We start from the raw sequence: 22,098 nt of genomic DNA on the forward strand, positions 1-22,098 counted from the left end.
GACATGGACGAGAACACCCGCTACCAGGTGCTGCGCAACGACGAGGAGCAGTACTCGCTGTGGCCCGTCGACGTGGAGGTGCCCGCCGGCTGGCACCCCGTCGGCAAGGAGGGCACGGAGGCGGAGTGCTCCGCCTACGTGGACGAGGTCTGGACCGACATGCGCCCGCGCAGCCTGCGGGAGCGCATGGAGAACGCCGAAGCCTGACGCGTTCCGCGCCGCCACGAGGAACGGGCCGGGGCGGGGGTCAGGACGCGTCCCGTAAGCGCGCCCCGGCCCCGCCCCGCCCGTCCACCCACCCGACCCGTCCGTCTGTCCGTCCGTCCGGGGGAGCCCTCATGACACCCGTCCTGCACACCGAACGACTCTCGTTCCGGCCCTACCGCCCCGAGGACGAGGACGTCTTCGTGGCCCTGCTGCGCGACGAGGAGGTCTGCCGCTGGATGGGCCAGGAACGCGTGCCGGAGGCCGAGATCCGCACGCTGTTCCGCGCCATCCTCACCGACGTCTACCCGCAGCACAGATTCGACGTGTGGGGACTGTGGCACGAGGAGGTCTACGTCGGTCACGCGGAGGTGAAGCCGACCGGCAACGTCGACGGCCACGAACTGGTCACCGCCCTCGCCCCCGGGCACTGGGGCCGGGGCCTGGGCACCGAAGCGGTTCGCGGCCTGCTCCGCCACGCCGCCGACAACCTGGGCCTGAAGGAGGCCTACGGCATGGTCGGCGGCGACAACACCGCCAGCCTCGCCCTGTGCCGCCGGCTGGGCTTCAGCCACGTACGCGACGTGGTCGGCGACGACGGCACCGTGACCAAGCTGATGGTGATCTCGACGACGGACGCGCACTGACCGCCCGGAGCAGCCGCCGGCCCGCGCCACGCGGTTCACGGTCTCGCGGTTCCGCCGCCGGACGCAGCCGAGAGTCGGCCAGGTACTGACCCTTGCGAAACACCCATTACGCTCTGCCGTGCAAGTGGATCCAGCCGAATGCGGGACGTTCTGTCGATGAGTGCTGTCGTTCCGCCGCCCCGCACGGCCGGCGGCCTGCTGCCGACCCGGACGCTCACCCGTGTCGAAGACGGCGAGCGGTTGCACGCCCTGCTGTGGCGGGCGGGCGCCGGCTGGCGGATGATCAGCAGTGCCGTGCTCGGAGGCGGTCTGGGCGAGCGCGCGTGGGTACTGAACGCCCAGGTGGCCCATGGTTACCGGCGCACCGACCCCCACCGCCACCTTGCCGACCTGGCCCGGGCAGCCGGCGTGTCGGGTCCCGGTGTCGGAGTCATGACGGCCGCCGACGTCCGGGCGCACCGTCGTGCACACGACGGGGGCGTCGAGGCGGTCGTCACCGCGGGGATCGCGGTACGAGGGTGGGCGGCCGTCCCGGCCGAGGCGGTGATCACGCCCGACCAGCCCGGCACCATCAACATCGTCGCCGCGGTCCCCGTTCCCCTGACCGACGCGGCCCTGGTCAACGCGGTCGCCACCGCGACCGAGGCCAAGGTGCAGGCTCTGCTGAGCGCCGGTTACGACTGCTCCGGAACGCCGACCGACGCGGTGTGCGTGGCCGCCCGCACTCCGGATGCCGCCCAGGACGTGCAGGCCTTCGCCGGACCCCGCTCGCTGTGGGGCGCCCGGCTGGCCAGGGCCGTCTACGCGGCCGTGCGCGCGGCCGTCGTGGACGCAACCGCCGGCCGGCCGGCCACGGCCACCGGCGGCGTGTGTCGGGTGGCCGCCCCGGGGAACCTGTGCTCGGAATGGAAGAAGAACGGGTGAAGCGGTCATCCCGACCGCGCAGGTCGCCGATGCGACGGTGCGCCGGGGTGCCGGCAGCTCGGCAGGTCCGAACCGGTGAGAGGGCGAAGTGATGAGTGCTCCCGAGGAGAACGACACCCCGCAGATCGACGAGGAGACGAAGGAGCGGTCCGCGGAGCAGCGGAACATCACCGCGCCCACTCCGCCGGAGGTGCGTGCGGAGGGCGAGGACGACGAGACGGAGCCGCCGGCGGCCGATCCGCAAGCCCCATGAGGGCGCGCCGGGCGGTCACGGCTGCATGAGGTGACCGACGGCGCGGCCCCACCGCCCCGACCGCCGGTAGCCTGACCACCGTGATGGTGGGCACCGAAGAGACCCGGCTGATCGTGCTGCGCGGCAACAGCGCCTCGGGAAAGTCGTCCGTCGCGGCCGGCCTCCGCGAGAGGTTCGGCCGCGGCCTGGCCCTCGTCGGCCAGGACAACCTCCGCCGCGTGGTGCTGCGCGAGCGCGACAGGCCCGGAGCGGCGAACATCGGCCTGATCGACCTGACGGCCCGCTACGCCCTCGATGCCGGGTATCACGTCGTCGTCGAAGGCATCCTCCACGCCGCCCACTACGGCGACATGCTCGCCCGGCTCCGTACCGACCACCGCGGCCCGACCCACGGCTACTACCTGGACGTACCGTTCGGTGAAACCCTCGTCCGGCACGCCACCAAGCCGATCGCCGATGACGTCGACGAGACGCAGCTGCGCGACTGGTACCGCGCACGCGATCTGCTGCCCGACGGGGGCGAGACCGTCATCGGCGCCGACAGCACCCTGCAGGAGACGGTCGACCGCATCATGCTGGACACCGGCCTGACCCACCTGCCCTCCCTGGACCGCTGACCCGGATCACTCCGGTCGGGCCACTGCCTCCTTCTGCAGTCGCACCGCCGCCGCCAGGCTCAGCTTCGGCTCCGCCCGGCGCAGCGCCTTCAACGCCGACATCGAGGCGATGTCCCCCACGAAGCCCACGGCGGCCAGCCGGGAGCGAACCCATCGCGCGCACAGCCGGCCCTCGGTGGCAGCGGCCTCGGATTGCACGAGAGCGACGGCGCGTTCCAGGCCTGGACGTTCCTCGGGCGATGCCTCGGCCAGCGCCTGGCGCAGGGCCGCCGCCACCAGGTCCGCGTCCCGGATCACCAGAACGTCGTGCTTCCCGCTCAGTCCCGCGATGGCTGTCATGGAACCCACCGTGTCCGGTGAGTGCGCAGCCGGGCAAGGAACTTGAGCATCCTCAGAGGCTCGGCACGGGCCGAGCCGGCCGGCGTGCCACGCGGTAGCGGAGGTAGACGACTCCTGAGCCGAAGGTGCGGTTCTCGAGGAGTTCGAGATCCACCCGGTGCTCGTGCCGGGGGAAGAACGGAATGCCGCCTCCCACCAGCACCGGGTGCACCCTGGCCCGGTACTCGTCGATCAGACCCGACGCGGCCGCCTCGGCGGCGAGAGCCGCGCCGCCGATCGCGATGTCCCCCCCGCCCGGTTCGGCGCGCAACCGCTCGATCTCCTCCGCCAGGCCGCCGGAGGCCAGGCGGGCGTTGCCCTGGACCGCCGACAGCGTGGTGGAGAACACCACCTTGGGGAGCAGCTTCCAGATCGCGGCGAACTCGAGCGTGGAGAAGTCGAGCGATGGATTCTGGTCGGCGGTCTCCCAGTACAGCATCGTCTCGTACAGCCGTCGTCCCAGCAGGTGGACGCCGGCCTCTCGTACCTCGTCGGTGGCGAGGCGAAAGACCTCCTCGTCGGGCGTCGCCCAGTCGAAGCCGCCGTCCGGCCCGACGATGTAGCCGTCGAGTGAGACGTTCATCGAGTAGGTGACGTCGCGCATCAGGAGTCCTCCTTGGTGACGGGTCCGACAGTACGACCTGCCGGACCCGTCAGGACTCATCGCGACTGGCTGGATCCCCTGGGCGGAGTCACCTCACGGGATCGTCTCGTTGCGGTGTGAAGGGGGCGGTGCTGCGGCCTCACAGCTGAGGCTGCGGCATCCGCTGCCAGCTGAAGGGGCCGTACGTGGTGTCGGTGACGGGGTGGTTGGCGTTGGGGTCCGCGGTCAGCTTGAGCCATTCCAGCGGTGTGGTGCTGCCGTGTACGACGACGCGGTGGAAGTTGGGGACGTTGTAGTACGGGTGCTCGTTCCACGCGTTGTCGCCCGGGTCGTGGGCGCACACGCCGGCGCCGGTGGCCGGGTCCGTCTCGCCGGTGCACGGCGCCGTGGGCGACAGCGGGTTGTCCGAGCGGTACAGGTGCGAGTCACCGTTGAGCATGAGCACCGGACGGTTGAACTCCGTGGTCCTCGACGCTATCTCGCTGATGATCGGTTCGTAGTTGGCCAGGTGGTCCTTCGTCTTGCCGTCGAGATCCCACATGTCGGCCTGCGCCGAGATCACCACCCCCTTGGCGTGCTCGGCCCGGGCCTCGGCGAAGGCGGCGTCGAGCCATCGGACGTCCGCCGCGGTCCGGCCGGTCCGCTCGTCGGTCTGCGCCCGAGTCGCGGTCGGCACCTTGTACCAGGGGTCGGTGTCGTTGTTCGATCCACCGGGCACGTTGACGGTCACGAAGACGATGTCGTTCTGTGCCCACATCACGTTCTCGGCGTACTGAGCGTCGGCCGGGTGGCTCGGGTCGTACGCGGTGGCCTGGGAGACCACGTTCAGTTCGCCGTTGCCGAGGGTGCGGCCGGGCTGCGCGAAGAAGTCCTGGCGGACCTTCGCGAGATTGTCGAGAGGATTGCCGCAGCGGTAGCTGACGCAGTCCGCGGGGTCGGTGGACACACCGTTCGTGCCGATGTAGTTGATCGATCCCGATGCCGGGTCGTAGAAGCCGCCACCCTGTCCGGGCGAGGTGACGCTCGACGCCTTGTGGCAGTCGGCCCACTCGTTGTCGCCCGGTGTGTAGACGAGCGGTTTGGCGAAGGTCTGCCACGCGGAGGCGATCGAGGCGTCGTAGGCCTCGGTGCAGAACTCCTTGCCCGAGTGGATGTCGCCCACCTGGATGACGTCGCTTACCGTGGGATCGCTGTTGATCGTGCCGATGAACGCCGGGGTCTTCTGGAACTGCGAGGTGTCGGCGGTCTGGCCCGCGGGCGCGTACGCCGACTTGCCGTACGGCGAGTCTCCGAACACGGCGAGCGTCAGGGGGTTACCGGCCGCCGATGCGGTGGCGGCCGGCAGAACGGAAGAGGCGAGGCCGACGGCGACGAGCGTGATGAGCCCGCGCTTGCGCATGCGTCCCAACGTGCGTCCTCTCTAAGGTCCGGTCGAGGGGGGGGCGCTCCAGTGGACTGGATCACGGCGAGCGCAGCAGGGCACCGGAAGCAGCCCGGAGATGACGGCCGGACGAACTTCCGGCGCTGACCGGCCGTCAGGGCCCAACGTCGTTGTGGAACCGTGTCGGTCGGCGTGGCGCCGACCTTGGGCGGCGGCCCTGGCGCCGGGGTCACAGGCCGTTCTCGTCGAGTACCTTCATCAGCTTCGGCCTGCGCTTGAGTTCGGCGCGCAGTGCCGAGAGGCGGCGGGTGAACTCCTCGACGGTACCGAGCCGTTCGTGGCAGGCGCGGATGCTGCGCAGCAGCCGCGCGACCTCCTGGTACGCCTGATCACCGGTCGACTGCTTCAGCGGCTCCAGCAGGCGCAGGTAGACGCCGAGCGCGTCGGCCGGGCGGTGGTCCCTCATACGGTCGGCCAAGGTGAGCAGCCGGCGGTCGTCGGCGTGTCCCGCGGCGGCCTCCCAGGCGGCGTCGACCTCACCCTCGTCGAGCAGGACGTCGACGAGTATGCGGGCGGGGTGCCCGAGCCCGGGCCCGACGCCGCCGCGGCCCGCGTGAGCACGCAGCAGCTCCAGCGCGGCCTCGCGCTCCTCCTCCCAGCACCCGCAGGCCCGCGCCGCCGACCGAAGTGACCGGTAGGCCTGCAGGGAGCCCTGGGACCGGAAGCGGTCGCGGCGTACGGTGAGGGCCTCGTCGAGCCGTCCGTCCCGCACGTAACGGGCGCAGATCCATTCCACCAGGCCGTGGTCCACGTCGTGTCGGTCACCGGCGGCCCGTAGACCGCGCTCGGCCCACTCCAGGGCGTCCCCGGCGCGACCGGCCTCATCGAGTTCCCGTGCGATGCGCAGGTGGGTGGCGCCGTTCGGGGCGAGATCGGTGGCGTAGGCGGTGATCAGGGCGTTCACGTCGCCCTGTGCCTTCAGCAGCTGCTCCCTCAGGCGTTTCGCCTTGTCGGTGGGGTCACGCCGCCATGCCTCGGTGGCCAGGTCCAGCGCCCGGGTCAAGCCCGCCGGACCGAGGACGTCGCGGTAGTCGACCGGGTCGGCCAGGGTCACCTCCCCGACCGGCCCCAGCAGGTGTCCGACGAGCCAGCGGGCTGTCGGATCCGGGTCGGGGCGGGCCGCCCGGCATGCGCGCAGGTGCACCGCCATGAGGTCCCGCACGGGCGTGAAGAGGTCCCAGAGGTCCTCCGCCCCGCCCGCCGACTCGTAGACCTCGCCCAGCCGCCACAGCGCCCAGCGGGCCCCGTCGACCGCCTCCGCCGCCCGGCCTGCCGCGATCAGCGCGCGCAGGATCGTCACCGCCTGCGTCACGTCCCGGGCGTACGCGCCGGCCTCTTCGGGATCGACGTACCCGTCGCGGGCCGGCGTCCCGGCGTCGAGCAGTCCTTTGACCCGGTCGCGGACCGCCGCACGGTCGGCCCGCGCGACCTCGGCCCGCAGCAGCAGGCGCGCGTGCAAATCGGGGTCGGCGGCCGACTCCTCGGCCAGCAGGGCGAGCAGCGCCTCCCGGTCCAGCGATTCCAGCCAGGGTGTCATGAGGTCCTGCGGGGCGGGTCGTGCGGGGGCAGGCCGTGGTGCCGGGACCACGTCCGCGGACGGCTTCGGCGCGGCCGAGGCGGTGTGCCGCAGGGCCGCCAGGCCCACCGCGACGCAGTGTTTGCAGAAGTGGCCGTCGGCCCCGTACGGGCAGTCGCATGTCCCCGCCACCCCCGCCTGCCCTGTGACGACGAGCTCGACGCGGTACGTCTCCCGGCCCGGCACGGTGGCGCGGATCGTGCCGTCGCCGATGTCCAGGCCGCTCACCGCCCCCGCGTAATCCTCACCGCGACCGAAGGACATCGGTCCCGCCGCGGCCCTCAAGTCATGCTCGCCGAAACCCAGTCGGATGGTCGTAATCCGCGCCACCCGTCCATTCAAACCGATTCGGATACCTCCGTGGAGCGGTTCGCGTTCCTGGACCGGCGCACCGGCTCAGGCGGGCCTGCAGATGCCGCAACCGGGACGTCACGGTGCACGCCTGGCCGGTGCCGAGCCGGGGTGTGGTCAGCGGCACGTCAGGATGCGGTCAGCGGCCCCTGCCACTGTCGTTCCTGTGACCGGCGCCGAGGACCACCAGCCGGGAACAGGGAGAGGTGCCCGGAGTGGTTGATCGGGGACCAGCGAGCTCGGCTCACGGTCGGGCCCCTTCGGGGCCCACGCAGGTTCGAATCCTGCCCTCTCCGCCGTAACCCGTGCCCGCGCCGACATCCGCGTCGTCGCAAGGCCTCATTGGCGGCTCACCGTTCGGGTCACGCCCGCGACGATCGCCGTCGCCAGTATCCAGCCGGTGATGATCAGGCCGTACGACAGCCACTGGTACCAGCCCTCAGGGGCGAACGCCGACTCCTGGCCGAAGTCGATCACCGGCAGGAGCAGGTCGAGGGTGTAGAAGACGGGGTTGAAGTCAGGGGCCTCGCCCGCCTTGACGGGGCGGGGGTGGTGCAGGCCGTACGCGAGCGATCCGACGGCCATGAGGGACAGCAGCCACACGGCCGCGCGCAACGGGCGGAAGCCGTAGCCGACGGTGGCGTCCTGAACGTACCCCCACAGCCGCCCGTACCAGGCGAGCGTGGTGCGCCGGCGGCGCTGTTTGGCCAGCTGGACGAGCCGTGCCGCGTCGTCGTCTCCGACATGGCGATACGCCGCCATCAACTGCTCGTAGGAGTGGGGTTCGTAGCGCCCGCCGTCTCGCTCCAGCATCGGAAGACGGCGCTCGGCGGGTTCGTGCGGGGTGAGTACCGTGTACCTGAGATTGCTGAGATACACCTGGTCCGGGAGCATCTCCGGTTCGAGGGTCAGGATCTCTATCTGGGAACGCCGCAGATTCAGGGCGCCCCGCATGCGATCACCGCCGCGCAACCAGAGCTCGCCGATGACACAACTGCTCGCCCGCAGTGCCGTGTCGCCCTGATGCGACAGGTGAGCGTGGAGCAGGTCGAGACGGCCCGATATGCGTGAGCCCCGGAGCTCGACCCGCCCCCGCGCACGTACGCACCGCGCCCGTATGTGCGCCTCCACGTTGAGGTTCTGCGCGTCCAGGGCGGTGGCGCCGGGATTGTCGAACTCGGCGTCCTGAACGTTGATCCGCCCGGCGACGGAGGCGCCGGTGAGCCGCACCTGCCCGTGCGCGCGCATCTCCGGCGCCCAGAGGTCGTCCCCGATCGTTGCCTGGTTGAGCTGCAGCACTGGCTCGGAGTCGTCCGGCGCCGTGAACTCCGCCCGCTCCATGAACAGCGCCCCGGAGATCTGCGCCCCGCCGAGCCGTACCGGGCCCCGCATGCGGCAGCCCGTCATGCGCAGCACACCCTCGACCCGCAAGATCGCCGAAGTCAGGCCCGGCAGTACGGAGTTGCTCAGATTGAGCTGACGCACCCTGGCACCGTAGAGGTCGGGAACGCTGTCGAACCGGCAGTGACTCAGCCGGATGGCGGCGTCGACCGTGGCGTACTTCAGGTCCAGTACGCCGGTGATCAGCGCCCCGGTGATCTTGAGCGCGGCGATCTCGCCCTCCTCCAGAGGACCCCTGAGTAGCAGCGCCCGCAGCACCTTCGCCCGTACGGTCCGCTCGGCGCCCCACGTGTCGCCGCTCGCCGGATCCTCGTCCCCGGCGCGGAAGTCCACCGACTCGCCTCGCGGAAAGGCCCGCCACACACGCATCTCGGCCGGCGTCAGTTCGCTGGTCTCGCTCACGCCGGGACTCTGACGTGCCGTGTCGGAGGTGTCAACTGCGAACCCGACCAGTGGAGTCGGGTCCTCCTCACCTACTCTCCGCCAGGCCTCGCACCTCACGCACCGGCTCCGGGCGCCCCCGTCTCAGGCGCCCGTCTGCCGAATGCGTTCCCGGACAGCGGTGCGGTCGATGCCGAGCTGGGCCATGAGCTCCGCCGCGGGGTCCGGCTGCTCGCAGTCGAGCAGGGCCAGCAGGAGGTGCTCCGGTGTGATGCGCCGGCTGCCGGCCTTCCTCGTCTCGGTCAGGGCGCGTGGGAGGACGGCGCGGGCGCCGGAGGTGAAGGGGGTGCGCTTGGGCGAGGCGGGAATCGGCGGCCGCTCGATCCCCTGGACGTCGATGCCGACCGCGGCCAGCGCGGACCGGTCGAGGGCGTCGAGGGCGGCACGCGCGCTCTCCAGGTCGGATCCGAGGGCCCGGACCGCGCCGGGCTCGTGGAGCACTCCCAGGAGGAGGTGTTCGGTGCCGATGCGGCGATCGCCGCGCAGTGTGGCCTCACTCAGCGCCGAAGCGACGGCCGCACGGGCGCCTGCTGCGAACTGTTCGAACATGGTCGTCTCACTTCCCGTACTTGGCGTGCACGGACTGCCGGGAGACGCCGAGGGCGTCGCCGATCTGTTCCCAGGACCAGCCCTGCTCCCTGGCGCGCGCGACTGCCGCCGCTTCGACCTGCTCGGCCAGCCGGCGCAGGGCGCCCACGGCCCGCAGTCCCACGGCGGGATCGTGCGACCTCAGGCGTTCCGAGAGATCTCCCGTTTCCATGCCTGTCAGTCTGGCTTGACACTCCCCGCCTGTCAATCCAGTCTGACATCAAGTCAGGTCGTGATGTCAGCCCAGGCTGACAGGCGGCCACGGTGGGACGCCTCCTGCCCGGCGAACCGAAGGATGGATGGTCGCGGGCCCGGCCCGGCTCAGGAAGACCCCGGACCGGCGGGTGATGCGCGGCGAGGCGTTCAACGAGCAGGACCTGGACGACATCAAGCACCTCTCCGAGGTGAATCCGCAGTGGCTCGAAGCGGTGGGCATCGGCACCTACGAGCAGGCCGAGACCTACACCAAGGGCCGGTTCGACGACTGGCTGACGCTTCCGGCGGGCAAGCGCGTGCTCACGGCCACCCTGGCCGTTCGCGCCAACCACCCGGACGTGCGCGAGGCGGGCAGGGACACGCCGATCTCGCCGGACTACACGCTCGGCCGGTTCATGCTCACTCAGGCGCCGGGTACCAAGCCGGTGGAGAAGCAGGAACTGGAGCGGGAGCGCGACCGGCAGATCCGGGAGACGGCCATCGACACCCTGCACCCGGCGGGGATCGCGCCCGAGCGCCGGCACCCGGACGGCATTCCCGAGACGGGTCCTGACTTCGTGGCGCAGGACGCCCGGGCCCGCGAGATGCTCACCAAGGTGCTGCTCATCCTGAAGAACGGGCTGAAGCCGTACGACCCGAAGGCCGGCGCGCACGTGGCCGACTACGAGAAGAACGTCATCCGCGCCCTCGCCCACGGCGGACGGGTCAACATCCTTATCCCCGCACTGAGTTCCGCCGACGCACCGGCCTACTCGCTGCCGGAGTTCCTGGGCGTGACCCAGGACGACCGTACGAACACCCGCGCGGGGGACGTCGTCGACCGCGGCTTCGCCACGCACCGCACCGCCATCGGGGCCAACAAGGGGGACAAGCCGGGCGCGTTCAAGGAGAAGGGCGGTCTCCTGGCGTCCCTCACCAATGTGGTCTCCACCGGCGCCGACCGTCCGGACCTGTGGGGCCAGAACATCTCCGGCGGCGGTCTCGGCTCCAAGGACTGGAACGGCGACGTGGTGCTGCCGAACGGTTCGTACGGCCACATGCCGCTGGTCCACCACCGGCCGACCAGGAGGAAGGACGTCTCGCTGCAGATCGGCATCGAGACCCTCGCGCCGCACGCCACCAGTCCGGTGGGCTACCAGCACGACTTCCGCTCCACCGAGGCCACCGCCAATCCGGAGTCGGTCCTGCACGGCCGCAAGGGCGACAAGGTCGGCTCGGGCGGCCTGGGCAAGAACGAACGCCTGGTCGACCTGCGGGAGACGGGCAAAGCCCATGCCAGCGGGGACTGGCGCACCTTCCTGGTCGAGATCAAGCAGCAGTGGGACGCCGCACTCGCGGAGACCGAGGACGGCTCCCGGGAACGGCGGAGCCTGTACGAAGGCCTGGTCGGCCCACGGACACGGCCGGCATCCTGACGCCAGTGCCCGGGCCGGCGGATGGGCACCGTGCCGCGGCGACAGGCGGCAGCGATGGTCGGCGAAGCCGACCGCAGCGGCCCCGCGGGCCACCGCGCCTGCGTCGTCGACGGCTCGAAGCGCGCAGGCCGTCTGCGTCGCACCGACGGACGCGGGGCCCTGTTCCTCCTGCGGCTCCCCGGACGAGCGCTGGCCCATGCGTCTTCACAGACCGCCCTGTTCACGCGTCGGAGAGGGACTGCGCGGCCCCGACCTAGCCGGCGGTCAGGACGGACTCGTGCACGGTCTGCAACGTCGCGTCCGCCGTGGTGCTTTGCAGACGGAGGTGGGCCGAGCGGTCGCGCAGAGTCAGGGTCATCAGCTGGTTGCCGAACCAGGGGCCGCCCTGTTTGCGCCAGCTGACCGGTGGCCGGGGACAGCGGCCGTGCCGGGCGAGGAGGCGTCCCAACAGGCGGGCCGGTGCGCTCCAGCCGAAGCGGAAACCGATCCGCATCATCAGGGGCACGGAGTTGTGCACGGGCGAGCAGGTGAGTTGGACGACGGGATGGCGCGGCCCGCCGGACGGCCAGGACGCCTCGGCGATGTAGCCGTGGTGGACGTCGCCGGACAGGACGCACACCGTCGCCGGGGCGGTGGGGGTGCTCCCCGTCTCGGCGATGAGGTCAGCGAGGCCGATGAAGGAGCGCGGGAAGGCCGCCCAGTGCTCCAGGTCGGCTCCGCGGCGCAGCCACTCGCCGAAGCGGGCCCAGCGGTTCCCGCGTTCCCCGGCGCACAGAGCCGCGTCCCAGGCCTCGGTGTCGTGCACCAGGTGCGGCAGGAGCCAGGGCAGCGAGGTGCCGATCAGGAGGTGGTCGTAGGATCCCTCGTCGGCCAGTATCTGCTCGCGCAGCCAGGCGTCCTCGCCCGGGTCGAGCATGGCGCGGCGGTCCTCGGCGAGGACCCGCGCGGCCCGGGAGTCCACCATCACCACCCGGACCCGGCCGAAGTCGCGGCGGTAGCTGAAGCGGACCGAGGCGGAGTCGGCGTCCGCCCGCTCGGCCAGGGCGCGCAGTGCGGGGGTGCCGTCCGGCGTGGCGTGGACGGCGGCCCAGGTGGGGTCGTCCGCCAGTTCGGCCGGGGAGAGGTTGCCCAGGTGCTGGTAGACCCAGTAGGACATCAGGCCGCTCAACAGCCGTTCCTGCCACCAGTCCTCGGTGCGCATGTCCGCGAGCCAGGCGGCGGAGGTGTTCCAGTCGTCCACGATGTCGTGGTCGTCGAAGATCATGAAGCTGGGCACCGTGGACAGCAGCCAGCGGACCTCGGGGTCGAGCCAGGACTCGTAATAGAGGTGGCAGTACTCCTCGTAGTCGGTCACCTGGCCGCCGGGCGGCTTGTCGAGGTCGCGGCGGCCGGCGAGCCAGCGCCGGGTGCGCGCCGAGGTCTCGTCCGCGTAGATCTGATCACCCAGCAGAAGCAGCACGTCGGGGCGCTCGGCGTCGGGATCGGCCATCAAACGGGCGGCGAGGGTGTCGAGGGCGTCCGGGCCGACCGGATCCTTGCCGTCGGCCGGGGGCGCGGCCCAGCGACACGATCCGAAGGTGACCCGGACGGCTTCGCCGGTCCCCGGTGAACGGATGACAGACGGCGGGAAGGGGGAGTCGGGCAGGGGCCACACCCGGGTGTCGTCCAGGAGCACCTCGTAGGAGGGGGAGCCACCGGGGCGCAGGCCGGCAACGGTGACGAGCGCGTAGTGGTGCCCGGCCACCTGGAAGGTGGGGGCCGTGCCGCCGGCGCCGTCGGAGCACCGCACCTGCACCGCGCAGGGCTCGCCGGTCTCGACCCACACCGTCGCACTCGAGCCTTCGGTGCACCTCAGCAATGGTCCCAGGCGCAGTTCGGCCACGTGATCGCCTTCCTGTCTGGCGCATAGGGAAAGGAACGACCGTAGCGACGGTACAGGGCCCGGCTCGGACGTGTGCGGGCGCCCGGCCCGCAGGGACACGCGGAGAGCGAAGAGGCGGCGTTGCGGCCGAGGGGAAGCAGGTGCCGGAGGCATCGGGAAGCCGGGGCAGAGCCGAACCCGCGGGCCCGAGCGGCCCGGTGGGCCCGACCCGCTCCGGCACACCTGCGTGCGGGAGCACCGGCTTGGATCCCTGTCGGCGAGCGATGAATTCCACACGATCCACATCCTGATCATCCCCGCCCACATCGTGGCGCTGCTCGCCGCCCACCTGATCCTGGTGTTCCGCCACCGCCACACGCAGTACCCGGGGCCGGGCCGCACCGAGCGGAACGTGGTGGGCATCCCGCTGAAGGCACGCGCCGTGAAGTCCGCGGGCCTCTGCTGCCTCGTCACCGGCGCCCTCTTGGCCCTCGCCGCCGCAGCCCACATCAACCCGGTCTGGCTGTACGGCCCTTACCACCCCGGCCAGGTGTCGGCCGGCTCGCAGCCCGACTGGTACATGGGCGTCGCCGACGGTCTGCTGCGGGTCATGCCTGGCCGGGAGATCACCCTGTGGGGCCACACCCTGGCCCTGGACAACCTGATACCCCTGACCGCGGGCGTCGGCCTGTTCCTCGCCTTGGGTGTCTGCCCGTTCATCGAGGCCTGGGTGACCGACGACGACCGCGACCACCGTCTGCTCGACCCGGCCCCGGAACCGTCCATACGGGGAGAGCGCCCAGATCACCAAGCCGACCGAGCAGGAGTACAAGGAGATCGGCAGCGGACACAGAAGCTGATCCGCCGACCGCGGACGGCAGGACCGGCCTTCCGGCAGCGGCCTCGCTCACTCGGCAGGGTGAGACGGAGCGGCATCGGACGTCAGGCGCGCTGAGGCCAGTTGGGTCCGCTCCGTGTCGCGTGCGACGGGGGAGCAGGCGATCTCCCGGCGCCGCCCGCCGCGGCCGGCCACGGCGCCGTTGACGGCGCAGCGCACTCGGCAACAGCCGCGTCGGCTGTCGCGGAGGGCGTCGACGCACGCCGGCCCCGAGTCGTAGCGTGCGCAGCGCCCCGGCCGTTCGGCGCCGGCGGAGCCGACGACCTGCTGCGAGTCCGGCGGCGGTCCGCGCGCAGACGGGCGCGGCCGGGCGTCACCGATGGCGCTGCAGTGCGGGCGAGGTGAACAGTTGGGCCGGATGCCGCGTCCGGATGCGCGCGGCATACGCCTCGTCACACGATCCTGAGCATGCGGAAATCAACGGTGACTCCTTCCTGTCGTCGAGCGGTGCGGCGTGGCGGTGTGCGTCACGCCATAGCCATGGCTCTCGTCTGCGGCGTCCTGCTGACCGGTGCCACGGCGTGCGGCCAGGGGGCCGAACGCAGGGCCTCCGGGGGCGCACCCGGCGAGGAGTCCGCCTATGCCGGCCAGGCTGTGGGCAGCCGCCTTCCGGGTGTCGGAGACCGGATGTGGAGTCAGGTACCGGCCGACAGCGGGCAGGCGGTGGTCATCTACGGAGAGCGCCGGGACTCCCCGGACAGCCTTGCCGTGCTTTACGAGAAGCAGGGTTCGGCCTGGGTGCGGACGGCGAGCTGGCCCGCACACAACGGCAGGCTGGGCTGGACGCGGGACCACCAGATGGACGACGGCCGCAGTCCCGTCGGGGTGTTCTCGCTCACCGACGCGGGAGGCACGCTCGCCGACCCCGGGAGCCGGCTGAGGTACTGGCACGACGACAACGCCTACGCGACCATGCTGCCCCCCGAGCAGGTCCACGCTCATGACTTCGACTACGTCATCGCCATCGACTACAACCGCTTCCAGGGTGTCCCGCCGTTCGACTGGGGCCGCCCGGAGGGGGTGGAGAAGGGCGGCGGGATCTGGCTCCACATGGACCACGGCGACGGCACCTCGGCATGCGTCACCGTCCCCGAGCCCGGCATGAAGACCCTCCTGCGCACCCTTGACCCGACGCGGCATCCCGTCGTGGTGATGGGGGACCGCGAACGCCTCGCATCCTGAAGGTCAGCTCTCCTGCGGCACGGCCATCTCACCGAGCCGCGACCAGTCGTCCTGGGGGACGGTCACGTTCACGATGCGGGGCGTCTTTGCGAGGTGGCGCGGCAGTGCCTCGCAGGCCGTCCGGAAGTGGTCGGAGCCGACGTGCGCCGCGCCGGCCTCGTCGTCGCGGAACGCCTCGGTCACGACGTACTCCGTCGGGTCGTCGACGCTGCGGGACCACTCGAACCACAGGCAGCCCGGTTCGGCGCGGGTCGCCCGGGTGAACTCCCCGGTGATCTCGGGCCAGGCGTCCGCGTGCTCGGGCAGGACGCGGAACTTCGCGGTGATGAAGATCATCGATGTTCCTCACAGACGGTAGGTGCGCCCGGCGGCCCGGGCCCTTGCGGTGTTCCCGCCCGGTCCCGCCCAGGGGACGAGGATCGCGCGTCCCCGGACCCGGCCCGCGTCCAGGTCGGAGAGGGCGTCCTGGAAGCGGTCGAGCGGGTAGGGGGTGGTGTGCAGGCGGACCCGCCCGTGGGCCGCGAGCACCATCAGCTCGCACAGGTCGTTGTAGGAGCCGACGAGGTTGCCGATGAAGTTGATCTCGTTGGAGATGATGTCGATGGTCGGCACGTCGATGTTCTCGCCGTACCCGACCACGTGGTAGTCGCCCGCGCGGCGCAGCATGCGCACCCCGTCCCGGGTGGCGCCGCCCTCGCCGACGAAGTCGATCACCACCTCCGCTCCCCGGCCGCCGGTCAGCTCCAGCACCTGCTCGACCTGCCTCCCCTCGGCGACGACGCCGTGGTCGGCGCCGATGGAGCCGGCCAGCTTCACCGCGTCGGGGTTGCGGTCGACGACGACGATCTCGGCGGCCGTCAGGGCCTTGAGCACCTGCACGCCGATGTGCCCGAGCCCGCCGGCGCCGATGACCACGCAGCGGTCGCCGGGCCGCAGCTTCCGGGCCGCCTTGGCCACGGCGTGGTACGCCGTGAGGCCGGCGTCGGCCAGGGCCGCGACGTCGGCCGGCTCCAGGGAGTCGTCGAGGCGGACCACACTGCGGGCGGAGGTCTTCAGGTACTCGGCGTAGCCGCCGGCCGTGTCGATGCCGGGGAAGAGGCTCTGCTCGCAGTGGACGTCGTCACCGGACCGGCACGCCCGGCACAGCCCGCAGGTGATCAGCGGGTGGACGATGACCTTGTCGCCCTCGGCGACGTTGGTCACGGCGCTGCCGACCGCGTGCACCCAGCCGGCGTTCTCGTGCCCGATCGTGTACGGCAGCGTCACCCCGGACTTCTCGGCCCACTGCCCTTCCAGGATGTGCAGGTCGGTCCGGCACACGCCGGCGCCGCCGATCCTGACGACCACGTCGTACGGGCCGGTGACCGAGGGTTCCGGCACGTCGGCCATCTCGGGGTTGCGGCCGTAGCCGACGACCTGGACTGCTTTCACGAGGCCTTCTCCTTGGGAAGCGTGCCGGGCCGCGGGTCCGTGGCCCGGGGGGACTGGTCGGCCGCGGACTCCGGGTAGCGGGTCCGCAGCAGACCGCGGCAGAAGTGGGCGTTGCCGTCGATCGAGACGCGGACCGCGCGGGCGAACCGCAGCCGCAGCGGGATCTCGTCCGGCGGGAAGGGGCGCCCGCCGTCGTCGACGAGGACGGGCTCCGAGAACGCGGTGCCGAGACCGAGCGCCGCGCGCCGGCGCAGCAGCGCGCGGGTCGCGGCGGTGTCGAGCAGGTCGCCGAGCACCACGTCGTGCAGTCTCTCCTCGGTGAGCGCGGGGTCCTGCCGCAGCAGCGCGGTGAGGGCCCGCTCCATCGCCGCGGCGTGGGCCTTGCGCCGGAAGACGAGCCGCAGCTCCTCCAGGCCCTCCTCGGCCTCGGCGCCGAACGTACCCCGGTACCCGGCGTCGGCGGCCAGGCCGCGGTTGATCAGGTCGGAGTCGTGGTGGTCGTCCAGCAGGACCGTGACCGGGCCGGCGTCCGGCAGGGCGGCCAGGACGTCCTTGGCGTCGGAGGCCATGAGGTAGGCGAAGTTCGGGGCGCAGAAGGAGGTCGGCAGCCGCAGGTGGACCGTCAGCCCGCGGTCGGGGCCTGCCTCGACGGAGCGGACGAAGCCGAGGTCGGTGATGGGTTCGTCCAGCTCGGGGTCGAGGACCGCGTCCAGCGCCTCCCTGGCCCGCTGCTCCAGGGTGCGGGCGGGCAGTGCCGTGGGCATGTCACGTCTCCGTGGGCTGCGCCGCGACGGAGGCGGCCCCGGCCGGGCCCGGCCTCACTCGCGGCCGGGCCCGGGGTGGTGGCCGGGACCTCGGCCCCGGCGGGCACCGGGATGCCGTACATGGCCGCCGCGTTCAGGCCGAGGATCTTCTTCTTCTGCTCGACCGTGATCGGCGCGTACTCGTCCTGCATGTCCTCGGGGATCTGGAAGTCGACGAACCGCTCGATCAGCCACCGGGGCGTCCACAGCGCGTAGTCGCTCGAGAACTGAATGCGGTTCTCGTCCAGCCAGTACAGCAACTCTCCGATGATCTGCGCGAAGTAGCGGGGACGGGTGTGGATGAACGGCATGGCGACCGCGAGCCCGGCGTGCACGTTGGGCTCCTGGGTGGCGATCCAGCAGAAGTCCTCCAGCCGGGGCAGCCCGCAGTGCTCGACGACGAAGTTCAGCTCGGGGAAGTCCGTCGCCGCCTTGTCCACGTCCGCGACGTCGAAGGCGTCCCGGTCCAGCGGCCGGATCGTCGGCCCCTTGTGGACGTGGATGTTCTTGATGCCCAGTTCCTGGGCCATCTCCAGGTAGCGGTACGACCACGGGTCGTCCAGCTTGTAGCCGCGCGAGGCGCCGTGCCACTCCGCGGTGTAGAGCTTGGCCCCCTTGAGCTGGAACCGGTCGGCGTCCCGTCGTAGCTGGTCGAGGCCCCGCTCCTCGTACCGGGGGTCCCAGCAGTGGTTGTAGATCAGCTTGTCGGGGTGCTGCCGGGTCAGCGCGAAGGCCTCCTCCGTCTGCCCGAAGCCGTTGCGGTAGAAAGCGCCGAGCAAGCTCGTCGGCCCCCGACGGCAGACCGCCCGCTGCCCGCAGGCAAGCGCCCGGGAAGGGGCGGTGAGCCAGCAGTGGTTCGCCGAGACGAGGTGAAGCACCTTGGCGCATCCACCGGGCGAAGCACCGGTAGACCGTCGGCCGGGCCGCCCCGGACACCAGGGGCAGTTGTCCACGGCATCACCCCAGCTCACCGATGGTGACCTGCCGAAAGAGGCTCCGACACAGCTTCTGGAGACCGCGGCGTGGTCATGTGCCCGCGGTGGTGGCCGACGAAGCGGTACGTGGGACTGCGCTCCCCTCGGCCAAGTCAAGGGCCCGTTGTGCCAGCCACTGGTCGTGGACGGCACTCGGGGAACGCAGCAGGGAGCGCTGGAGCAATGCCTCGCTCCGTTCCAGGCGCTTGCGTACCGCCGATGCCGAGACGGACAGCGCAGCAGCGGTCGGAACGATACGTCCGTCGAGGCGGAGCCAGGTGTTGAGCGTCTGCGCGATCGAGACCGGGACACCCGGCGCTCGTACGGGACGGAACTGTCGTTGCGCCCACATCACGACGTGGGGCAGCGCAAGGAGTCCGTCCAAGGAGGGCGCCCTTCCCCCGGCATCCGACGTGCGATGCTCCGGGCCGGAGGGGATGCCGGCCCCGATCACGCGAAGTGCGAGAGCCAGTGCAGCCTGGTCGGGCAGCCGCTCCAGGTCAAGACCCATCAACCGCTGCACAAGCGTGAGACGCGCCGCCAGGGTGTTGCGGTGGATCTTGAGATGGGTCGTCGCCTTGGAGGAGAAGCTGAGCCATGACGCGGTGGTGGCCAGCAACTCCGCGCCGTCCGGGTCCTGCGGACGCCGCGCACGGTAGGCACGCAGCGGCGCGAGGAAGACCGCCGCCCAGGCCTCCGCGGCCGGCCCGATGGTGAGCGCCAGGTCGGGGTGGCCCGCGAACGACGCACGCCGCTCAGCACTGTGACGTGCAGCGGCCAGGGCGTGGAAGGCCTGCGCGTAGCCGATGGCGGTGTCCCGTAAGGGCACCGGGTCACTCACCCCGATGCAGCAGGTCTCCGCCACCGAGCGGGGCCAGACCGGCTCGACGGCCATACCGACGTGAGTCGCGCAGTCGGCCGGCGCAAGCACCACCAGATGGTTGGCGTACACGGGACACGGCACGACCCACGCACCGTCGACCGCCTTGGCCCACGTGTCCGCGACCGCCCTGCGTATCGTGTGCGGTCCCTCGATGACGTAGAGCCGCATCACGTCGGGCAGCGCGGGCCGCAGTGCCCCCGCGACCAGGCGTGCGGTGGTCACCTGACCGTTCATCAGCAGGTGCACGACGGCCTCCCGGATCCGCGCGTCGGCGTCCCGGAGCCGACGCTGCTGCTGCCGGGCGCGCTCCAGTTGCCAGCACAGGCTGAGGCCGGATGCGGCATCCGCGAGCAGGAGCAGCAGGCCGGGTGGCATCGGCCGTGCCACCACGGCCGCGAGAAAGGGCGCGCGGACGCCTGGCGGGCCGTCGAGAGGTAGGACGACGCAGGTGAGGTCTTGCTCGTCGAGGGTCACGGACCTGAGCCCTCGCGCGGAGGCCTCCCGGATCCCGTGCAGTACGAGATCGTGCTCGGCCCTGCCGAGGGGCTGCGGGGGCGGGGAGGCGGGGGCGCCCGAGCGGTTCGCCAGGAGGACGGCGGCCCCGGTACGGCCGGCCAGCCAGCGGAGCAGCAGCGCGCTGCCACCCATTCGAGCCGCGCGCTGCATGTCCAGCACGTCGTCGGCCCGCCGAGCCTGTCCCGGTGCCGCTGTGGCCGTACGCGGATCATGACCGTGCATGTCACTCCCCCGAGAGACTGCCGAATCCGTTCGGCCAGAGCGTATCCGGGGCTCTGCCAGGCGGACAGAGGGGCTCGCTGTGCGGTCTGGCACCGGAGGGGCCGCCTCACTGTGCAACGGCGTCCTTCGCACCGCCTTCGTCCGCCGTAGTCTCCTGCCGTGCCCGTCCGACGCCGGGCCCGGCAGTGCGCGGGGGCGATCCGGCCGGGAGTACCAGGCGTGGCACCGCACGCGTGCACAGGCGAACGACCACTCGCCGACTTCTATCCGAGTACAGGGGGAAACATGGGGAAGACCGTCAAACTCAGTGCCGTTGCGGCGATGATAGCGCTGGTCACGGTCGACGTGGGCATGGGGACGGCCCACGCGAGCCCGGGGAACTGGCAGCTTCACACACCGTACGCGAGCAACATGTGCCTGGACGCCGCCTACGCGCCCGGCGACCCGCACCAGGATCCGTCGAAGGACGGTGACAAGGTGCAGATGTGGGTCTGCAACGGTCAGGCGCAGCAGGGGTGGATCTTCCACCCTGTCCGTACCCCCAGTGGCGTGCCCGCGTTCACCATCACCAACCAGCGCAGCGGCCTGTGTCTGGACATGGACATCAGTGGTGGCACTTACGACAACATCCCCAACGACTACAAGGGACACCTGGTCCAGCTGTGGCACTGCATCACCAACAACGGACAGCCCGAGGCGAACCAGGTCTGGTACCAGCTCTCCGGTGACTACGACGGGTGGGCACGACTGCAGAGCGGCTCCGACTACGGAGGCAGCTTCGATTTCATGGACGCCAAGAACTACGGCGGCACCGACCCGTCGCAGAACGGGGACCCCGTCCTGGTCTGGGACTACTACTCCCCGACCCTCCCGGACGGGCGGCACGGGGACGCGCCCCAGAACTGGAACTGGACCTGACGTCCACCCGCAGGGCAGTGGCCGTGCCGGCTGCCCTCGGCCGTGCCGTGCGCGATGACCTGCGCGCCGGTCCTGGCCTCGGCGCTGCGGGCCTCCTGGTGCCACGGCTGCTTGCCGCCGCGCTCCTCCAGGCTCAGCCGATGCAGGTAGCCGGCGCTGCCGTCCTCGCCGTGTGCCGCCGCCGAGCGTGACCACGCCTGGCACCTCGCAGCTCAGCTGCAACAACGCCTCCTACGGCTACTGCGGCTCTCCCTGCACCCACTGCCCTCCCCCGGGCCTGACCCGGACCGGGGCCCTTCGTCAGCCAAGGAGCACGACCGTGCCCTCTTTCGTACCTCTGATCGGAACAACCCGGCTGGCGCTTGCCGCCGCGGTCGTACTGCCGATGACCTGCCTCGGGGTTGTCGCATCATCCCCGGAGGCCCACGCCTGCGGCTCCAGCGCCATGGTCGGCTCGCGCACGCTGACCGACAGCAGGGACGGTTGGACGCTGGGAACGATCACGCTCTACTACGACTCGTGTCAGCGGTCCACCTGGGCGGAGTTGGACGTCGACTACAACAGCATGGACTGCCACTTCCCGTCGGGCCCGGGTTGGTGGCTCGCGGTCGACCTCGTCGACCAGAACGGGCACGTCGTCTCACACGGTGACTCCAACGGATTCAAGCGCTGGTACGGCGTCGTGAGTGCGACCCAGCCCATCGACAAGTACCCGGCGCCCAAGTCCTTCCAGGCTCGGGGCTGGGTACGTACCGCCTACTCCGACGGCAGCCAGGAGAACAGCGTGTTCTTCGACTCCGACTGGCACCAGTACTCGACCGGAGGCGACCCGGGAGGCGGGTGGGATGCCGCCCTCGACAGCCAGAGCATCTGCTAGAGATCTTTGACGGTGCTGGTCACACCGAGTCGTGACCGCTGCCTGAAGAGCCGCGCCGCCCCCTTGAGCCCGCCGCGCGGCCCAGCCGCCTTCCCCTTGGTGTGTGAGCAGACGATCCGCACCGACGTACCGAGGAACGTCACCGAGATCACGCACAGGATCGGGGGGACCCGAGCGTGCCCCGGCCCACCGGATCACCGCGTCCAGGGCCGGGGCCCGTGGCACCTGTGCTCGGCACCCGAGGTCTGCCGTCGACCGGCTTCGGCGCCGGCTCGGGGAGCAACGGCTCGATGAGCGACCACAGTTCATCCGACACGATCCACGGCCGCGACTGAGGTTTCCCCACGACCAGAGCAACGAGCAGACAAGCCAACAGTCACATGATCAACGGCTTTTGTCAGAGCTAGGATGCGCACCGCTACCGGCAACCGGGACCGCACCGCGGACGAGAAGCCGGCCGCCGAGCGCGCCGCACGG

At 71.3% G+C, this 22,098-nt stretch carries 23 protein-coding genes and 2 pseudogenes; 11 read left to right on the forward strand and 14 right to left on the reverse strand.

The genetic code is table 11. From position 1 onward, the window contains the following. Positions 1–3: 3 nt before the first annotated feature. From AQJ66_RS23865 to AQJ66_RS23880, 5 genes are all read left to right on the forward strand, one after another. Positions 4–207: an MbtH family protein gene (locus AQJ66_RS23865; protein ID WP_061926049.1), complete on the forward strand. Its 204-nt coding sequence runs from the start codon at positions 4–6 to the stop codon at positions 205–207. 131 nt (positions 208–338) lie between these two features. After that, complete coding sequence (locus tag AQJ66_RS23870; RefSeq protein ID WP_061926052.1) at positions 339–851, forward strand: GNAT family N-acetyltransferase; 513 nt, start codon at positions 339–341, stop codon at positions 849–851. A 156-nt stretch (positions 852–1,007) separates the two neighbouring features. Continuing rightward, positions 1,008–1,775, forward strand: a complete 768-nt coding sequence (locus AQJ66_RS23875) for an adenosylcobinamide amidohydrolase (protein ID WP_079060397.1) — start codon at positions 1,008–1,010, stop codon at positions 1,773–1,775. Positions 1,776–1,866: 91 nt separating this feature from the next. Next, a complete protein-coding gene (locus tag AQJ66_RS38960; RefSeq protein ID WP_159052606.1) occupies positions 1,867–2,028 on the forward strand; it encodes a hypothetical protein in 162 nt (53 codons plus the stop codon). Between the two features lie 83 nt (positions 2,029–2,111). Continuing rightward, positions 2,112–2,645, forward strand: coding sequence for a P-loop NTPase family protein (locus AQJ66_RS23880; RefSeq protein WP_061926055.1), 534 nt, complete (start codon positions 2,112–2,114; stop codon positions 2,643–2,645). 6 nt (positions 2,646–2,651) lie between these two features. Here the strand turns inward: AQJ66_RS23880 and AQJ66_RS23885 are convergent, their stop codons facing one another. The 4 genes from AQJ66_RS23885 to AQJ66_RS23900 all read right to left on the reverse strand — a co-directional run bounded on the left by AQJ66_RS23885 (position 2,652) and on the right by AQJ66_RS23900 (position 6,872). Continuing rightward, positions 2,652–2,984, reverse strand: a complete 333-nt coding sequence (locus AQJ66_RS23885; protein WP_061926058.1) for a hypothetical protein — start codon at positions 2,982–2,984, stop codon at positions 2,652–2,654. Positions 2,985–3,036: 52 nt separating this feature from the next. Then, entirely contained in the window at positions 3,037–3,627 is a 591-nt protein-coding gene (locus AQJ66_RS23890; RefSeq protein ID WP_061926061.1) for a dihydrofolate reductase family protein, read from the reverse strand. A gap of 139 nt (positions 3,628–3,766) precedes the next feature. Next, complete coding sequence (locus AQJ66_RS23895; RefSeq protein WP_061926064.1) at positions 3,767–5,026, reverse strand: hypothetical protein; 1,260 nt, start codon at positions 5,024–5,026, stop codon at positions 3,767–3,769. A gap of 211 nt (positions 5,027–5,237) precedes the next feature. Continuing rightward, positions 5,238–6,872 carry an SWIM zinc finger family protein gene (locus AQJ66_RS23900; RefSeq protein WP_244162904.1) on the reverse strand — a complete coding sequence of 545 codons (1,635 nt, stop codon included), beginning with the start codon at positions 6,870–6,872 and terminating at the stop codon, positions 5,238–5,240. Between the two features lie 323 nt (positions 6,873–7,195). Here AQJ66_RS23900 and AQJ66_RS38965 point away from each other — a divergent pair. Continuing rightward, positions 7,196–7,291 (forward strand): annotated as a pseudogene (locus tag AQJ66_RS38965). Between the two features lie 43 nt (positions 7,292–7,334). Here the strand turns inward: AQJ66_RS38965 and AQJ66_RS23905 are convergent. From AQJ66_RS23905 to AQJ66_RS23915, 3 genes are all read right to left on the reverse strand, one after another. Next, the gene (locus AQJ66_RS23905) at positions 7,335–8,765 is read right to left on the reverse strand and encodes a hypothetical protein (protein WP_061926352.1); all 1,431 of its coding nucleotides are present in this window, start codon (positions 8,763–8,765) and stop codon (positions 7,335–7,337) included. A gap of 156 nt (positions 8,766–8,921) precedes the next feature. Then, on the reverse strand, positions 8,922–9,386 hold the full coding sequence (locus AQJ66_RS23910; RefSeq protein ID WP_061926069.1) for a Clp protease N-terminal domain-containing protein: 465 nt from the start codon (positions 9,384–9,386) through the stop codon (positions 8,922–8,924). A 7-nt stretch (positions 9,387–9,393) separates the two neighbouring features. Then, positions 9,394–9,597, reverse strand: coding sequence for a helix-turn-helix domain-containing protein (locus tag AQJ66_RS23915; protein ID WP_061926072.1), 204 nt, complete (start codon positions 9,595–9,597; stop codon positions 9,394–9,396). Between the two features lie 127 nt (positions 9,598–9,724). On the opposite strand from AQJ66_RS23915, the gene AQJ66_RS37535 reads away from it, so the two are divergent. Then, a complete protein-coding gene (locus tag AQJ66_RS37535) occupies positions 9,725–11,056 on the forward strand; it encodes a PE-PGRS family protein (RefSeq protein WP_244162905.1) in 1,332 nt (443 codons plus the stop codon). 253 nt (positions 11,057–11,309) lie between these two features. On the opposite strand, the gene AQJ66_RS23925 is transcribed toward AQJ66_RS37535, so the two are convergent. Beyond that, the gene (locus AQJ66_RS23925) at positions 11,310–12,938 is read right to left on the reverse strand and encodes an alkaline phosphatase D family protein (RefSeq protein ID WP_061926075.1); all 1,629 of its coding nucleotides are present in this window, start codon (positions 12,936–12,938) and stop codon (positions 11,310–11,312) included. Positions 12,939–13,164: 226 nt separating this feature from the next. On the opposite strand from AQJ66_RS23925, the gene AQJ66_RS40160 reads away from it, so the two are divergent. Further along, a complete protein-coding gene (locus tag AQJ66_RS40160; RefSeq protein ID WP_061926077.1) occupies positions 13,165–13,872 on the forward strand; it encodes a cytochrome b N-terminal domain-containing protein in 708 nt (235 codons plus the stop codon). 423 nt (positions 13,873–14,295) lie between these two features. Continuing rightward, entirely contained in the window at positions 14,296–14,997 is a 702-nt protein-coding gene (locus tag AQJ66_RS23935) for a L,D-transpeptidase family protein (RefSeq protein ID WP_061926080.1), read from the forward strand. A gap of 3 nt (positions 14,998–15,000) precedes the next feature. On the opposite strand, the gene AQJ66_RS23940 is transcribed toward AQJ66_RS23935, so the two are convergent. The 5 genes from AQJ66_RS23940 to AQJ66_RS23960 all read right to left on the reverse strand — a co-directional run bounded on the left by AQJ66_RS23940 (position 15,001) and on the right by AQJ66_RS23960 (position 19,562). After that, the gene (locus AQJ66_RS23940) at positions 15,001–15,333 is read right to left on the reverse strand and encodes a putative quinol monooxygenase (protein ID WP_061926083.1); all 333 of its coding nucleotides are present in this window, start codon (positions 15,331–15,333) and stop codon (positions 15,001–15,003) included. Between the two features lie 9 nt (positions 15,334–15,342). Continuing rightward, positions 15,343–16,428, reverse strand: coding sequence for an NAD(P)-dependent alcohol dehydrogenase (locus tag AQJ66_RS23945; protein WP_079060376.1), 1,086 nt, complete (start codon positions 16,426–16,428; stop codon positions 15,343–15,345). Continuing rightward, on the reverse strand, positions 16,425–17,165 hold the full coding sequence (locus AQJ66_RS23950; RefSeq protein ID WP_244162921.1) for an iron-sulfur cluster assembly protein: 741 nt from the start codon (positions 17,163–17,165) through the stop codon (positions 16,425–16,427). The genes AQJ66_RS23945 and AQJ66_RS23950 overlap by 4 nt, the downstream gene beginning before the upstream one ends. Further along, positions 17,051–18,010 carry an amidohydrolase family protein gene (locus tag AQJ66_RS23955; protein ID WP_244162906.1) on the reverse strand — a complete coding sequence of 320 codons (960 nt, stop codon included), beginning with the start codon at positions 18,008–18,010 and terminating at the stop codon, positions 17,051–17,053. Before AQJ66_RS23955 ends, AQJ66_RS23950 begins: the two co-directional genes overlap by 115 nt. Before the next feature lie 247 nt (positions 18,011–18,257). Beyond that, on the reverse strand, positions 18,258–19,562 hold the full coding sequence (locus tag AQJ66_RS23960; RefSeq protein ID WP_244162907.1) for a helix-turn-helix domain-containing protein: 1,305 nt from the start codon (positions 19,560–19,562) through the stop codon (positions 18,258–18,260). A gap of 549 nt (positions 19,563–20,111) precedes the next feature. On the opposite strand from AQJ66_RS23960, the gene AQJ66_RS23965 reads away from it, so the two are divergent. Next, the gene (locus tag AQJ66_RS23965; protein ID WP_079060377.1) at positions 20,112–20,744 is read left to right on the forward strand and encodes an RICIN domain-containing protein; all 633 of its coding nucleotides are present in this window, start codon (positions 20,112–20,114) and stop codon (positions 20,742–20,744) included. Between the two features lie 319 nt (positions 20,745–21,063). Further along, complete coding sequence (locus AQJ66_RS23970; protein WP_159052607.1) at positions 21,064–21,621, forward strand: hypothetical protein; 558 nt, start codon at positions 21,064–21,066, stop codon at positions 21,619–21,621. A 220-nt stretch (positions 21,622–21,841) separates the two neighbouring features. Here AQJ66_RS23970 and AQJ66_RS39480 read toward each other — a convergent pair. Then, positions 21,842–21,940 (reverse strand): annotated as a pseudogene (locus tag AQJ66_RS39480) (IS5/IS1182 family transposase); the annotation flags it as partial. Positions 21,941–22,098 lie beyond the last annotated feature (158 nt).

The sequence above is a fragment of the Streptomyces bungoensis genome (genome assembly GCF_001514215.1).
In the GTDB taxonomy this organism is placed as follows: Bacteria; Actinomycetota; Actinomycetes; order Streptomycetales; family Streptomycetaceae; genus Streptomyces; species Streptomyces bungoensis.

Coding starts and splice junctions, on each gene's coding strand:
- AQJ66_RS23865 (WP_061926049.1), top strand. CDS start 4: ATGGACGAGAACACCCGCTACCAGGTGCTGCGCAACGACGAGGAGCAG.
- AQJ66_RS23870 (WP_061926052.1), top strand. CDS start 339: ATGACACCCGTCCTGCACACCGAACGACTCTCGTTCCGGCCCTACCGC.
- AQJ66_RS23875 (WP_079060397.1), top strand. CDS start 1,008: ATGAGTGCTGTCGTTCCGCCGCCCCGCACGGCCGGCGGCCTGCTGCCG.
- AQJ66_RS38960 (WP_159052606.1), top strand. CDS start 1,867: ATGAGTGCTCCCGAGGAGAACGACACCCCGCAGATCGACGAGGAGACG.
- AQJ66_RS23880 (WP_061926055.1), top strand. CDS start 2,112: ATGGTGGGCACCGAAGAGACCCGGCTGATCGTGCTGCGCGGCAACAGC.
- AQJ66_RS23885 (WP_061926058.1), bottom strand. CDS start 2,984: ATGACAGCCATCGCGGGACTGAGCGGGAAGCACGACGTTCTGGTGATC.
- AQJ66_RS23890 (WP_061926061.1), bottom strand. CDS start 3,627: ATGCGCGACGTCACCTACTCGATGAACGTCTCACTCGACGGCTACATC.
- AQJ66_RS23895 (WP_061926064.1), bottom strand. CDS start 5,026: ATGCGCAAGCGCGGGCTCATCACGCTCGTCGCCGTCGGCCTCGCCTCT.
- AQJ66_RS23905 (WP_061926352.1), bottom strand. CDS start 8,765: ATGCGTGTGTGGCGGGCCTTTCCGCGAGGCGAGTCGGTGGACTTCCGC.
- AQJ66_RS23910 (WP_061926069.1), bottom strand. CDS start 9,386: ATGTTCGAACAGTTCGCAGCAGGCGCCCGTGCGGCCGTCGCTTCGGCG.
- AQJ66_RS23915 (WP_061926072.1), bottom strand. CDS start 9,597: ATGGAAACGGGAGATCTCTCGGAACGCCTGAGGTCGCACGATCCCGCC.
- AQJ66_RS37535 (WP_244162905.1), top strand. CDS start 9,725: ATGGTCGCGGGCCCGGCCCGGCTCAGGAAGACCCCGGACCGGCGGGTG.
- AQJ66_RS23935 (WP_061926080.1), top strand. CDS start 14,296: ATGGCTCTCGTCTGCGGCGTCCTGCTGACCGGTGCCACGGCGTGCGGC.
- AQJ66_RS23940 (WP_061926083.1), bottom strand. CDS start 15,333: ATGATCTTCATCACCGCGAAGTTCCGCGTCCTGCCCGAGCACGCGGAC.
- AQJ66_RS23965 (WP_079060377.1), top strand. CDS start 20,112: ATGGGGAAGACCGTCAAACTCAGTGCCGTTGCGGCGATGATAGCGCTG.